This is a genomic window from Amycolatopsis alkalitolerans, from assembly GCF_006152065.1.
Lineage (GTDB): Bacteria > Actinomycetota > Actinomycetes > Mycobacteriales > Pseudonocardiaceae > Amycolatopsis_E > Amycolatopsis_E alkalitolerans.
Genome location: NZ_VDFW01000003.1, coordinates 183,925 through 197,842, shown reverse-complemented (window position 1 = coordinate 197,842; position 13,918 = coordinate 183,925). Strand labels below are relative to the sequence as shown.

Here is a 13,918-nt window from a genome sequence, read left to right as displayed (position 1 = left end):
GGTATAGGTTCGGCCATGGAGGTATTTCCATGAAACTCGGACTGCAGATTCCCAATTTCACCTGGCCCAACGGTCCGGCCAAGCTGGGTGCCGAACTCGCCGGAGTCGCCCGCGCCGCGGACGACGCCGGGTTCGAATACCTCGCGGTGATGGACCATTTCTTCCAGATCTCCTCCGTCGGCCCGGCCGAGAACGACATGCTCGAGGCGTACACGACGCTGGGCTACCTCGCCGCGCATACGAGGCGGGCCAAGCTGCTCACCGTGATCACCGGTGTGATCTACCGGCAGCCGGGCGTGCTCGCCAAGGCCGTCACCACGCTCGACGTGCTCTCCGGCGGGCGGGCGGTGCTCGGCATCGGCGCCGGCTGGAACGAAGAAGAGTCGCGCGGGCTCGGCTTTCCGTTCCCCGCCACGAAGGAGCGGTTCGAAATGCTCGAGGAGGCCCTGCGCTACATCCGCCAGATGTTCTCCGACGACGACGGCCCGTTCGAAGGCGACTACATCCACGCCGAGCGGCTGATCAACCATCCGCAGGCGCTCAGCGAACCGCATCCACCGATCATGGTCGGCGGTAGCGGGGAACAGAAGACCCTGCGATTCGTCGCGAAGTACGGCGACGCCTGCAATATCTTCAACGGCCCCGAACTCGAACACAAACTCGACGTCCTGCGCGGCCATTGTGAGAAGGAAGGCCGCGATTACGACGAGATCACCAAGACCGTCTACCACCCGATGGACATCGGGGCGAACGGCGAACGGACCGGAGAGTTGCTGACCGAACTGCGGCGGCTGTCCGGCCTCGGCGTGGACGCCGCGATCGGGTACTGCCCGACGGTTCCCGAACTCAAGCCATTCGAGATCTTCGCGAAGGACGTCATTCCCGAGGCGGCGAATTTCTGATCACGACACGGGCCGGGAAGTCATTCACGAAAAGGTAGTGCTGTAACGACACTCCCGCTGCGTCCGACCCTTGGGGCAGTCGGATGCGGCGGGAGTTTCTGCATGAAGATCAGTGTCTTCGGGCTCGGCTACGTCGGCTGCGTGTCCGCCGCGTGCCTGGCCGGCCGTGGCCATCAGGTGATCGGGGTCGATGTCAACCCGGTCAAGGTCGGGCTCGTTCGCGGCGGGCGCGCGCCCGTGGTCGAGGAACGAATCGGTGAGCTGACCGAACAAGTCGTGCGGTCCGGTGCGCTGCGGGCCACGGACGACGTCGCCGAAGCCATCGCGCACAGCGAGATTTCGCTGATCTGCGTCGGCACGCCGTCGGCGCCGAACGGCAGCCTGTCCACCGCCTATCTGGAACGGGTCACCGAACAGATCGGCGCCGCCCTCAAGGACAAGGTGGACCGGCACACCGTCGTCTTCCGCAGCACGATGCTGCCGGGCACGTGCCTCGAACTGCTGGTGCCCATCCTGGAAAAGGCCTCGGGCCTGACCGCGGGCGTCGGGTTCGGCGTCGCGGTCAACCCGGAATTCCTGCGCGAAGGCACCAGCGTCAAGGACTTCTTCGAGCCGCCGAAGACGGTCATCGGCGAGATCGACCCGCCGAGCGGCGACGCCGTCGCCGCACTCTACGAAGGCCTGCCCGGGGACGTGTTCCGCGTGCCGATCCCGGTCGCGGAAATGGCGAAGTACGCCGACAACGCCTTCCACGGCTTGAAGATCGGCTTCGCGAACGAACTCGGCGCGATCTGCCACGCGCTCGGGCTGGACTCGCACCGTGTGATGGACGTGTTCCTCGCCGACCGCAAGCTCAACATCAGCCCGGCCTACCTGCGGCCCGGATTCGCGTTCGGTGGTTCGTGCCTGCCGAAGGACCTGCGCGGGCTCGTGCACGCCGCGCACCGCGCCGACGTCTCGGTGCCGATCCTCGCGCATGTGCTGCCCTCCAACGAGGAACACCTTCGCCGCGCGTTCGAACTGGTCGCGCGCACGGGAAAGCGCAAGGTCGGACTGTTCGGGCTGTCGTTCAAACCCGGTACCGACGACCTGCGTGAGAGCCCGCTCGTCGAACTGGCGGAACGCTTGCTGGGCAAGGGATACGACCTGCGCATCTACGACGCGAACGTGAGCCTGTCCCGGCTGATGGGCGCCAACCGCGAGTACATCGAGAGCCGCCTGCCGCATCTCGGGCAACTGCTGGCCGGCTCGGTGGCGGAAGTCCTCGAGCACGCGGACGTCTGCCTCGTCGGCTCGACCGACCCGTCCGTGCTGGGCGCGCTGCCGCACGGCGGGAAGCACATCCTGATCGACCTCGTCCGCCTTCCGGACGCCGACGTGCGCCGGACCGAACAGGGATATGTCGGCCTTGCCTGGTAGAGCGCTCATCCTCGTCGAGAATCTTTCAGTTCCCTTCGACCGGCGCGTGTGGCAGGAGTGCACGACACTGCGCGACGCGGGCTGGGAAGTGCACGTCATCTGTCCACAAGGGACAAAGCGCGACACCGAGCGCGAAACGATCATCGACGGCGTGCGCATCCACCGGTACCCGCTGAAGGCGGCCACCGGTGGCCCGGCCGGTTACCTCCAGGAGTACGGCACCGCGCTGTGGCACACGTTCCGGATCGCGCGGCGGCTCGGCCGGTTCGACATCGTGCACGCGTGCAACCCGCCGGACCTGCTGTTCCTGGTCGCGCTGATGCTCAAGCGCCGCGGCGCGAAGTTCGTCTTCGACCAGCACGATCTCGTGCCAGAGCTGTACCTTTCGCGGTTCGATCGCGGCGAGGACCTGCTCTACCGCGGGGTGTGCGCGCTGGAGCGGGCGACCTACCGCGCGGCGGACCTGGTCATCGCGACGAACGAGAGCTACCGCCGGATCGCGATCAGCCGCGGCGGCAAGCGGCCGGAAGAGGTCCATGTGGTGCGCAGCGCGCCCGCGGTCGAGCGGTTCCGGCAGGTGCGGCCCGAGCCGGAACTCAAGGGCGGCAAGCCCTACCTGCTCTGCTACCTCGGCGTGATGGGCCCGCAGGACGGGGTCGACTACGCGCTGCGGGCGCTCGCGCTGTTGAAGGAGCGGCGGACGGACTGGCATGCCGTGTTCGTCGGCTCAGGCGACACCTTCGACGCGATGGTCCAACTGTCCGCGAAACTGGGCCTGACGGAGTACGTCGAATTCACCGGACGCATTCCCGACGAAGATCTCGTGCGCTATCTGTCCACCGCCGATGTCTGTCTGTCACCGGATCCGCGCAATCCCCTGAACGACGTGTCGACCATGAACAAGATCATGGAATACATGGCGATGGCCAAACCGATCGTCTCGTTCGACCTGAAGGAAGCGCGCGTGTCGGCCGGCGAGGCCGCCGTCTACGCACCCGCGAACGACGAGGCCGCGTTCGCCGGTTTGATCGGGAAACTCCTCGACAACCCCGAAGAGCGGGCCCGTATGGGCAAACTCGGGCAGGCCCGGGTCGAAGGACCGCTCGCCTGGCGCGAGTCCGCCAGGGTTTTGCTGGCCGCCTATGCAGGTTTGAACCCGTCCGGAACCGGAATGAGTCAATAGCCAACGGTCGCGTTTTGAACAAGACGCGGGTGGCCCTGTAACCAACGGGGGAAACGTCGCGACGAAGTTGGTGAAAGCCTATCGCGCGAACCGGGCCGAATTTCTTTCGAGGGGAGAATCCGCGTTGAGTGATGAAACTGTGCACCTGTCCGCCGTCGGGCGGCTGGTGCGCCGGCGCTGGCGGTTCCTCATCGCCCTCGCCGTGCTGGGGGGACTCGTCGGCGCAGGTGCTTCGCTGCTGTTCTCCCCCGGATACCGGACCACGTCCAATGTCCTGCTGCAAGGCCCCCGCGAGGCCAACGAGTTGCTCACCGAAGCGCAGGTCGCCACGAGTTCGGTGGTCCTCGACCGCGCGGCGGGCGGGCTGGGCTGGCAGACCACTGGCGCCGAACTGCACGACAAGGTGTCCGCCACGGTCTCGAACGGCAACATCGTGACGATCAGCGCGTCGGCCGACAGCCCGGAGCGAGCGCAGCAACTCGCCGACAAGGTCGCGGCCGAGTTCGTCCGGTACTCCGCCCAGCTGATCAGCGGTTCGACCGACGCGGCCGCGCAGATCGCCCAGGAACAGCGGGAAGCCCTGCGGCAGCAGGTCACCGTCGCCACCCAGCAGGTCAGCCAGCTCGCCCAGCAGGTGGACGGCGGCCTGACGGTGGAAAGCGTGCAGGCGCGCACCCAGCTCCAAGGGCTCCGGACCTCGCTGGAGCAGGCGATCAACAACCTCAACCAGGCCGACGCCGCGGCGGGCGCGGCCAAGATGGTCGTGCTCGGCTCGGCCGAGCGCCCGACCGGCCAGGCGGCCCCGACGTTCACCCAGCTGGTCGCGGGCGGAGCTGCGCTTTTCGTGCTGATCGGCGTGTTCGGGCAGCTGCTCGCCGCGCGCACGGACAAGCGGCTTCGTGACGAGCGGGAGATCGGCGCCGCACTCGGCTCCACAGTGCTCGGCAGCGTCGACGTTCCCGAGCAGCAACCGGAAACCGCGCCGGGCCTGGGCGCACGGCTTCGGCGGCTGGTCCGCACCGACCGGCCGTGGGACCTGCCCGAGCTCACCGCTTCCGCCGACGAACCCAGCCGGGAAGCCCGCTACCGGCGAGTGATCACCCGCCTCGACGCGTCCCGTCCGGTGCTGGTGCTCGTCCCCGAGGGGGACGCGCCCGCGCACCGCGCGGTCACGCACCTCGTCGCGGCCGCCGGTTCCCGGACGCTGCGCGTCGTCGATGTCTCGCCGGAGCGCCCGATCGTGCCCGAAGACGCGCTGGCGGCCGGGGCGCTCGTCGTCCTCACCGCCGGCACCCGGACGGCGTGGGAGCTCGTCGGCATCGCCGAAGCCTGCGCCGATGCCGGCCACGAAGTCCTCGGCGCCGTGCTCACCCAGCCCGTTCGTACCGCGACCATCCAGCAGCCCGAAGTCGAGATGGCAGGCTCATGACCACCACCACTTCCACGCCCCTGGTCGACCTTCAACGACTCATCACCACCGTCCGGCGGCGCCGCCGAATGTGGCTCTCGGCCGCGCTGCTGGGCCTGCTCGCCGGCATCGCGGTCGCCGTCGTGCTCCCCGCCCCGCCGACGGCGGTGACCAAGCTGCTGGTGATCCACGCCGACGACTCGCCCACCGACTCCGGGACGCTGATGCGCACCGACGTCGCCGTCCTCGGCAGCTCGAACATCGCCGACGCGGCGCTGAAGTCCTTGCACAGCAAGGAGTCCAGCGAGGACTTCATGAAGGAGTACCAGGGACTCGGGCTGACCAACAACGTCATGCAGATCAGCGTCGAGGGCACCAGCGCCGCAGACGCGACGGCCAAGGCAAAGGCGCTGGCGGACACGTTCGTCGCCGACCACGTCCAGCGCGCACAGGCGTCGGCCGACGCCGAAGCCCAGGCCCTGGTCAACCAGCGCAACCAGGCGCAGACCGAGCTGAACCAGGTCGACTCGCAGATCGCGACCGAGAGCGCGCGGGGCAGCCGGGCCAACGCGACCTCACTGGAGTCGCTCTACAGCCGGCGGGCGGACCTGACCTCGAAGATCTCCGACCTCGACACGCAGGCACAGCAGGCGGGCATCGGCTCCCCGCAGATCGCGGCCGGCACCAGGATCGTGGATGCGCCGCGCCTCGTTCCGAATTCGGTCCTCAAGACCGCCGCCACCGACGGTGGGATCGGGCTCCTGCTGGGTCTCGTGCTCGGGCTCGCGCTGGCCGCGATGACCGCTGTCGTGCGCGACCGGCCGGTGTTGCGCCGCGAGATCTCGGCGAACCTCGGCGCCTCGGTCATCGCACAGCTCCCGAAGCGCCGGACCGGCACGGCGCGGAAACGGGTGGCCGCGACGCTGGTCCGGCTCGTCCACGACGACCGGGGCACGGTGTCGCTGCTCGAACTCGGCGCACCCGGGACCACCGCGCGGCTGGCCCTGGACATCGCGGCCGCGCTCCCGGACCGGACGACGGTGATCGACGGCTCGCCGGACGGTGCGGTGCGAGCCGCGGCCGGCGAGGTGAAGTTCTCCATCGTCGACGGCGGGGTCGTCCTGCCGCCCGCCCAGCCCGGAGAGCTGCGGCTCGGGGTCGGCTCGGTGCGGCCGGGCACGGCGTGGACCGACCTCGCGCATCTGGGCACCGAAACCGTGCTCGTCGTGCGTGCCGGGTACGCGAACACCACGTGGCTGCATACGGTGGCGCGGCAACTGGCGGACTGCCACATCGCGGTGATCGGCATCGTCCTGGTCGATCCGGATCCGAAGGACCGCACCGACGGGACCCTGTGGGACGCCCTGCACACGGCGCTGCGCGGTCGCGCGCTTCCGGCGCAGCGGTCGGACGCGACCCGCCGGCTCGCACCGGTCGCCCGAAACGGCTCTGGCGCCGGCGGTGACCCGGACAGCTCGTCCGGCCTGCCGACGAGGCAGTTCGTGCCGGTCGGTTCGCAGGAGGACTGAACCGATGTGCGGGATCGCGGGCGCGATGCGGTGGCCCGATGGCGGGCCGCTGACCGACCGGCTGACCAAGACGCTCGCCCATCGCGGGCCGGACGGGCAGGGTCGCTACGATCACGGCGACGTCCATTTAGGACACCGTCGGCTCTCGATCATCGACCTGTCCGAGACCGGGGCGCAGCCGATGGTCGCCGGCGGGCTCGCGCTGACCTACAACGGCGAGCTGTACAATGCGCCGGAACTGCGGGCCGAACTGGAGTCGGCGGGCGTGCGGTTCCGCGGCACGTCGGACACCGAAGTCCTGCTGGAGGCCTGGCGCCGCTGGGGCACCGGCTGCCTGCCGAGGCTGCGCGGCATGTTCGCGTTCGCGGTGTTCGACGAGCGCACAGGTGACCTCACCCTCGCGCGCGACCAGCTTGGCATCAAACCGCTGTTCCTGGTCCGGCGCGGCGGCGGCCTGGTCTTCGCGTCGGAACTGAAGGCACTCTCCACCGAACTGACCGATCTGCACGTCGACGACGCCGCGATGATCGCTTCGCTGCTGTACTACTGGGTGCCGGACGCGCGGTGCGCCTTTCGCGAGGCGGAGAAACTGCCGCCTGGCTCCTGGCTACGGATGCGCCGGGACGGCAAGATCGATCGCGGCCGCTTCTGGTCGATCCGCGATGTCGCGGCCGAAGCGGCCGAGGCGCCGTTCCCGGACCTCGCGGCCGTGGTCGAGGACTCGACGCGCAAGCACCTGCTCTCCGACGTCCCGGTCGCGACCTTCCTCTCCGGCGGGCTCGACTCCAGTTACCTGACCGCGCTCGCCGCGAAACATCAGCCCGGAATTTCCGCCTACACCATCGGTTTCCGCGCCGAGGACGCCAAGTTCGAGGCGATGCCGGACGATCTGCGCTACGCCCGGCAGGTCGCCGCGCGGTTCGGCGTGGACCTGCACGAGATCGAGATCGCACCGCAGGTGCTGGACCTGCTGCCGCGGATGACCTACCACCTCGACGAGCCGATCGGCGATCCGGCGGCGATCAACACGTTCCTCATCTGCGGCGCCGCCCGCGAAGCCGGGGTGAAGGTGATGCTGTCGGGGATGGGCGCCGACGAACTGTTCGCCGGGTACCGCAAGCATCTGGCGAACCTGCTGGCGCTGCGCTACCAGCGTGTGCCCGGCTCGATCCGACGATCGGTGGAGTCCATTGTGGATCGGATGCCCGTGGCGACGGCGAAGCGCGGGTACCGGACCGTGCGGTTCGCGAAGCGCTTCCTGTCCTTCGCCGAGCTGCCGGAAGAAACCGCTTTCCGGCGCAGCTACACCATGTACGACCGCGCCGAGCTGGCCGGGTTGCTCGACCCGGACCTCGCGCCGATGGTGGACGAGGTGCTCACCGAGCACGCGGACACCTACCAGGACAACCGGCTGAACGACTTCGTCAACCGCATGTGCCTCGCGGACGCGCGGCTGTTCCTGCCCGGGTTGAACCTCGCCTACACCGACCGGTCCAGCATGGCGGCCTCCACCGAGGTGCGGGTGCCGTTCGTGGACGTCGAGGTGGTCAAGGCCGCGTTCGCGATCCCCGGTAACCGGAAGATCGTGCGGCGGCAAGGGAAAGCCGCGCTGAAGGAAGCGGCGACGGCGACCCTGCCACGCGAGATCGTGTACCGGCCGAAAGGCCTGTTCAGCGCACCGCTGCGGGCGTGGATGAGCCGGGACCTCGCACCGCTGATGCGTGAAGTCGTCAACGACGGCGTGCTCGTGCGCTCGGGCTTCCTGCGGCAGGACGCCTTGCGACGGCTCGTCGAAGAGGACGCCTCCGGGCAGCAGGACCGGTCGAAACACCTGTGGCACATCTTGACCCTCGAGTACTGGTACCGCAGCGCAACTTCCCAAGGAGCGTCGTGAAGCAGGTTGTGCAGAACTACAAGAGCGGGGAGCTCGCGCTCCTCGACGTCGAAACACCGGCCTGCAAACCGGGCGGGGTACTGGTGCGGACGGCCTTTTCGCTGATCTCCACGGGGACCGAGCTGATGAAGGTGTCCGAGGCGAGCATGTCGATGGTCGGCAAGGCCCGCTCGCGCCCCGACCAGGTCGCGAAGGTCGTGCAGAGCGTCGCCACGAACGGGGTCGCCGCGACCTACCGCAAGGTGATGAACAAGCTCGATTCCTATACGCCGCTGGGCTATTCGCTCGCCGGTGTAGTAGAGGAAATAGGAGCCGGGAGCGGAGACCCTGCTGATGTGGCGGTCGGTGATCTGGTCGCGTGCGCGGGCAACGAGCACGCGCTGCATTCCGAGCTGAACTGGGTGCCGAAGAACCTCTACGCGCGCGTGCCCGCCGGGCTCGACCCGCGGCAGGCCGCGTTCGGCACGGTCGGTTCCATCGCGCTGCAAGGGGTCCGCCGCGGCGAACCGCAGCTTGGCGACGTCGCGCTGGTGATCGGGCTCGGCCTGATCGGGCAGCTCGTCGTGCAACTGCTCGCGGCTTCCGGTGTACGCGTCCTCGGCGTCGACCCCGATCCGGGCCGGTGCGAACTGGCCGAGAAGCTCGGCGCCGCGGTCTGCGGCGCGCCGGGTTCGTCGACCATCGAAGCCGCGGTCGCGGAGCTGACCGGCGGGTACGGCGTCGACCAGGTGTACCTGGCGGCCGGCGGGAGCACGAACGAGCCGGTGGAGCTGGCCGCGCGGCTTTCGCGCGACCGCGGGCGCGTGATCGACATCGGCAAATGCCGGCTCGATCTGCCGTGGAATGCTTACTACGAAAAGGAACTGGACGTCCGGTTCTCCCGCTCCTACGGGCCCGGCCGCTACGATTCGTCGTACGAGTTGGACGGCCGCGACTATCCCATCGGCTACGTCCGCTGGACCGAGCGCCGCAATATCGAATGCTTCCTGGACCTCGCCGCGCGCGGCCGGATCGACGTCGAACCGCTGATCACGCATGTCGCGGATTTTTCGACGGCGGTCGAGACGTACAAGAGCCTCAACGAGGGTGAACTGAAGGCGGTGGCCGTCCTGTTCCGGTATGCCCCAGAGGCCGCGAGAGTCGCGGAACCGACCGTGGCCTCGGCGCCGGTCCCCTCGCCCGCGCGCAACACGCATCCGATGGGCCGGGTGCGGGTCGGGTTCATCGGCGCGGGGAACTACGCGTCGTCGATGCTGTTGCCGCATCTGGCCGACCGGGACGACGTCGAACTGAAACGAGTCGCGACGACGTCCGCGCTGTCCGGGGCCAACGCTTGCCGCAAGTTCGGGTTCGGCGAGGCGACCACCGACGTCGACAGCCTCCTGGACGACTCGTCGATCGACGCGGTGTTCGTCGTGACGCGGCACAGTTCGCATGCGGAGCTGACCCGGCGCGCGCTGCTCGCCGGCAAGGCGGTGTTCGTCGAAAAGCCGCTCGCCCTCACCGAGGCCGAGGTCGGCAAGATCCTCGCGGCGATCGAGGAGTCCGGCAACGACCGGCTGCAGGTCGGGTTCAACCGCCGCTTCGCACCGCTGCTGCACGAGGCGAAGGCACAGTTCGGCAGGCGCGTCGGGCCCGCGTCCGTGCGGTACCTGGTCAATGCCGGGCAGCTCGAACACGGCAGCTGGTACAACCAGGCCGAGACCGAAGGCAGCAGGTTCGCCGGTGAAGGCGGGCATTTCATCGACACCGTCAGCTGGCTGCTCGACACCGACCCCGTCGCGGTGTACGCGTGCGGCACCAGGGATCAGCAGGTCTTCCTGCGCTACCCGGACGGCTCGACGGCCACGATCTCCTACGTCGCCAGCGGTTCGACCGGGTTCCAGAAGGAGACCATCGACCTGCTCGGCGACGGCAAGGTGCTCAAGTTCGACGATTTCCTGCGGGCCGCGGTGTATTCGCGCAAGAAGTGGTCGAGCCCACGCCTGCCCAAGGGCCGTGACAAGGGGCAGAAGGCCGAACTGGACGCGTTCGTCGAGGCCGTCGCCACCGGCGGCGCCATGCCGATCCCGCTCCGCTCACTGGTCTCGACCACCCTGGCCACGCTGGCCGCGCAGACCAGCCTCGCCACGGGTGTTCCGGTACGAATCGAGGTGCCGTCATGATGGGTCCCGGCTGGTATGTGCGGCGGTTGTCCCGGATGGGTGGGCAGGAGATTCGGGGCCGCGCCGGCGATGTGGTGCGCAAACGGCGGTGGCGGCGCGTCGCGGCGATGCCGAGCGAGGCGGCGTGGCTGGCCCACCGGGACTTCACCACGCCGCTACCCGCGAACGCGCTCGACGCCGTACCCGCGGAAGCCGCCGCCGCGGTGATCGCCAAGGCGAGCCGCCTGCTCGACGGGCACGCCGAGTACTTCGGTGTGCGCCGCGACGACATGACCGGCCCGGACTGGTCGTTCGACCCGAAGACGGGGCGGCGCGCACCGTCCGATGTGTACTCGTTCGACGTCCCGTACCGGAACGAGGACGTGGTCGGGGACATCAAGCAGATCTGGGAACCGTCGCGGCACCAGCACCTCACCGTGCTCGCCATGGCGTACGCGCTCACCGGCGAGGAAGCCTACGCCGAACGCGTCGCGGACCACCTGAAGTCGTGGTGGGCGGCCAACCCACCGCTGCGCGGGGTGCACTGGGTCAGCGGGATCGAACTGGGCATCCGGCTGCTGTCCTGGGTGTGGACCCGCCGCCTGCTCGACGCCTGGCCGGGCGCGCCCGGGCTGTTCGAGGACAATCCCGAGGCCCTGCACCAGATCTGGCATCACCAGCGCTGGCTCGCCGCGTTCCCGAGCCGGGGTTCCTCGGCGAACAACCACGTCATCGCGGAGTCCGCCGGGCAACTCGCCGCGTCGTGCGCGTTCGGCTGGTTCCCCGAATCGACGATGTGGCGCGCGCGGGCGACGGACTCGCTCGACGAACACCTGGCGCGGAACACCTTCGACTCGGGCCTGAACCGCGAGCTGGCGACGGAGTACCACGGTCTGGTACTGGAACTGGGGCTCGCTGCGGCCGCCGAGGCCGAGGCCGCCGGCACCCCGGTGCCGGACTCGACCTGGCGGATCCTGCTGCGGATGACGGACGCGTTGGCATCCATTGTGGACGACAAGCTGCGCCCACCACGGCAGGGCGACGCCGACGACGGGTACGGCCTGATCGTCGACGGCGACGGCGTGCACCGCTGGGCCTCGCTGCTGGCGACCGGCGAAGAACTGTTCGGCCGCGCCGCCTGGTGGCCCGAAGTGCCGCGGTCCGACGTCCGGACCACCCTGCTGGCGTCGTTGACCGGAAAGGTCGCCGTGCCCGAGCCGCGCCCGGAGGAACGCCAGAACCATTTCGACGACGCCGGGCTGACCATCCTGCGTGACGGTGAGATCTGGTGCCGCTGCGACGGTGGTCCGCACGGGTTCCTGTCGATCGCCGCCCATGCCCACGCCGACGCGCTTTCGGTCGAGGTGCGCCGCGACGGTGTCGACATCCTCGCGGACCCGGGTACGTTCTGTTATCACGGCCAGCCCGAGTGGCGGTCCTACTTCCGTTCCACCCTCGGCCACAACACGCTGCAGTTGGACGATCGCGACCAGTCCACGTCCGGCGGCCCCTTCATGTGGACGCGGCACGCGCGCAGCCGCGTGCTCACCCATGGACCGGAGAGCTGGTCGGCCGAGCACGACGGGTACGAACCGGCGGTGCACCGCCGCTGGGTGCGGCTCGCCGAAGCCGAACTGCACATCGCCGACGAGGTCGTCAGCGCGCGGCGGCATCGCACCCGGCTCGCCTTCCATCTCGGCCCCGCGGTGACGGCCGACCTGGACGGCAGCACGGCTCGCTTGAGCTGGGACGGGGGCTCGGCGGTGCTCGAACTCCCGGAGGAGCTGACCTGGGCCATGCACCGTGGCTCGGAACGGCCGCCGCTGGGCTGGTATTCGCCGGGGTTCGGCCGCAAGGAGCCCGCCACGACACTGGTCGGCACCGGATCGGCCCGCTTGCTGTCCACCGTGCTCCGCTTCGAAGCCGGGGAGGTTCCGCCGCCATGAAGATCCGCTGGGCCCTCCTGGGGTGCCCGCTGCTGGTGCTCGCCGCGTGCTCTCCGTCCACTGAGGACAACCCGGCCGCCGCGCCCCCGGCGCCGGTCACCCCGCCCGCGGCGGCGGTCTGCGACAAGCAGCCCTCGGGCCCGTCATCCGCCCCGGCCGGAGCGGTGACGGTGGATCCGAAGGTGGCCGGCGATCTGGTGGCCAAGACGAAGTCGAGCCCGGCGGGCACGACGTTCTGGCTCGCCCCCGGGACCCACCGGCTCGGCAGCGGGAAGTTCGACCAGATCGCGCCCAAGGACGGCGATCAGTATGTCGGCGCACCGGGAGCGATCCTCGATGGCGGGAGGGTGAACCAGTACGCCTTCACCGGGCACGCGTCGAACGTCGGGATCCGGCATCTGACCGTGCAGAACTTCGCGGCACCACACGACGAAGGCGTGGTGAACCACGACTCGGGCGACGGCTGGGTCATCGAGTACGACACCGTGCAGCGCAACGACGGTGCCGCGCTGATGGCCGGGGCCCGCCAGCAGGTGCGCGGCAACTGCCTGCGCGACAACGGCCAGTACGGCATGAACGCGTACAAGGGCGACGGCACGATCACCGGGCTCGTCGTGGAAGGCAACGAGATCACCGGCAACAACACCGGTGACTGGGAGAACAAGATCGAAGGCTGCGGCTGCACCGGCGGCGTCAAGTTCTGGGCGGTGGACGGCGCGGACATCCGCGGGAACTGGGTGCACGACAACCGCGGCGCCGGCTTGTGGGCCGACACCAACAACAACGACTTCCTCATCGAAGGCAACCTCATCGAGAACAACGACGGCCCCGCGATCGAGTACGAGACCAGCTACAACGCGACCATCCGCAACAACACGATCCGCCGGAACAACTGGGTCGACGGCCGCCGCTACGCCAGCCGCGGCGACGACTTCCCGGTCGCGGCGATCTACATCTCCGAGTCCGGCGGCGAACCGCAGGTGCGAGCGCGGACGGCGAAGCTCGAGATCTCCGGGAACGTGTTGCAGGACAACTGGTCCGGGATCACGCTGTGGGAGAACGCCGACCGGTTCTGCAACAGCCCCGCGAACACCTCGTCCGGCGTCTGCACGCTCGTCCAGCCCGATCCGGCGAGATGCGCGCAGCCCGGGATCGCGACCGAACCGCTCCGCAGCGACTGCCGGTGGAAGACGAAGAACGTGGACATCCACGACAACCGGTTCGAACTGGACCCTGCCGTCGTGCACTGCCAGGTGACCTGCGGGCGGATGGCGGAACTGTCGAACTACGGGACATACCCGGACTGGTCGCCGTACAAGGGCGACACGATCGCGGACGCCATCACGTCGGACCAGCACAACCAGTGGCATGACAACACCTACACCGGCCCGTGGACCTTCGTCGTCCACGACACGAGCCAGGTCCTGGACTCCCGCACGTGGCAGCAGGCCCGGAAGCAGGACCAGGGCAGCACGTTCACCAGGGGAGGCTGA

9 protein-coding genes are annotated in these 13,918 nt (G+C 69.1%); all 9 read left to right on the top strand.

All coding sequences use genetic code 11. The features are described from left to right. Nucleotides 1–29 precede the first annotated feature (29 nt). The 9 genes from FG385_RS05025 to FG385_RS04985 all read left to right on the top strand — a co-directional run bounded on the left by FG385_RS05025 (nucleotide 30) and on the right by FG385_RS04985 (nucleotide 13,918). Nucleotides 30–902, top strand: coding sequence for an LLM class F420-dependent oxidoreductase (locus FG385_RS05025; protein ID WP_139095400.1), 873 nt, complete (start codon nucleotides 30–32; stop codon nucleotides 900–902). 102 nt (nucleotides 903–1,004) lie between these two features. Further along, entirely contained in the window at nucleotides 1,005–2,321 is a 1,317-nt protein-coding gene (locus tag FG385_RS05020; protein ID WP_139095399.1) for a nucleotide sugar dehydrogenase, read from the top strand. Next, nucleotides 2,302–3,504 (top strand): glycosyltransferase family 4 protein, encoded by a 1,203-nt coding sequence (locus FG385_RS05015; RefSeq protein WP_139095398.1) that lies wholly within the window; start codon nucleotides 2,302–2,304, stop codon nucleotides 3,502–3,504. Before FG385_RS05020 ends, FG385_RS05015 begins: the two co-directional genes overlap by 20 nt. Before the next feature lie 124 nt (nucleotides 3,505–3,628). Continuing rightward, nucleotides 3,629–4,933, top strand: coding sequence for a YveK family protein (locus tag FG385_RS05010; protein WP_139095397.1), 1,305 nt, complete (start codon nucleotides 3,629–3,631; stop codon nucleotides 4,931–4,933). Further along, nucleotides 4,930–6,441 (top strand): Wzz/FepE/Etk N-terminal domain-containing protein, encoded by a 1,512-nt coding sequence (locus tag FG385_RS05005; protein ID WP_139095396.1) that lies wholly within the window; start codon nucleotides 4,930–4,932, stop codon nucleotides 6,439–6,441. Before FG385_RS05010 ends, FG385_RS05005 begins: the two co-directional genes overlap by 4 nt. A gap of 4 nt (nucleotides 6,442–6,445) precedes the next feature. Next, nucleotides 6,446–8,335, top strand: a complete 1,890-nt coding sequence (gene asnB, locus FG385_RS05000) for an asparagine synthase (glutamine-hydrolyzing) (RefSeq protein WP_139095395.1) — start codon at nucleotides 6,446–6,448, stop codon at nucleotides 8,333–8,335. Continuing rightward, nucleotides 8,332–10,500: a bi-domain-containing oxidoreductase gene (locus FG385_RS04995; protein WP_139095394.1), complete on the top strand. Its 2,169-nt coding sequence runs from the start codon at nucleotides 8,332–8,334 to the stop codon at nucleotides 10,498–10,500. The genes asnB and FG385_RS04995 overlap by 4 nt, the downstream gene beginning before the upstream one ends. After that, nucleotides 10,500–12,425 (top strand): alginate lyase family protein, encoded by a 1,926-nt coding sequence (locus tag FG385_RS04990; protein WP_139095573.1) that lies wholly within the window; start codon nucleotides 10,500–10,502, stop codon nucleotides 12,423–12,425. The genes FG385_RS04995 and FG385_RS04990 overlap by 1 nt, the downstream gene beginning before the upstream one ends. Continuing rightward, nucleotides 12,422–13,918 (top strand): right-handed parallel beta-helix repeat-containing protein, encoded by a 1,497-nt coding sequence (locus FG385_RS04985; protein ID WP_139095393.1) that lies wholly within the window; start codon nucleotides 12,422–12,424, stop codon nucleotides 13,916–13,918. The genes FG385_RS04990 and FG385_RS04985 overlap by 4 nt, the downstream gene beginning before the upstream one ends.

Excerpts from the sequence above, each read along its gene's own strand:
- FG385_RS05020 (WP_139095399.1), top strand. The coding sequence starts at position 1,005 with ATGAAGATCAGTGTCTTCGGGCTCGGCTACGTCGGCTGCGTGTCCGCC.
- FG385_RS04985 (WP_139095393.1), top strand. The coding sequence starts at position 12,422 with ATGAAGATCCGCTGGGCCCTCCTGGGGTGCCCGCTGCTGGTGCTCGCC.
- FG385_RS05025 (WP_139095400.1), top strand. The coding sequence starts at position 30 with ATGAAACTCGGACTGCAGATTCCCAATTTCACCTGGCCCAACGGTCCG.
- FG385_RS05015 (WP_139095398.1), top strand. The coding sequence starts at position 2,302 with ATGTCGGCCTTGCCTGGTAGAGCGCTCATCCTCGTCGAGAATCTTTCA.
- FG385_RS05005 (WP_139095396.1), top strand. The coding sequence starts at position 4,930 with ATGACCACCACCACTTCCACGCCCCTGGTCGACCTTCAACGACTCATC.
- FG385_RS04990 (WP_139095573.1), top strand. The coding sequence starts at position 10,500 with ATGGGTCCCGGCTGGTATGTGCGGCGGTTGTCCCGGATGGGTGGGCAG.
- asnB (WP_139095395.1), top strand. The coding sequence starts at position 6,446 with ATGTGCGGGATCGCGGGCGCGATGCGGTGGCCCGATGGCGGGCCGCTG.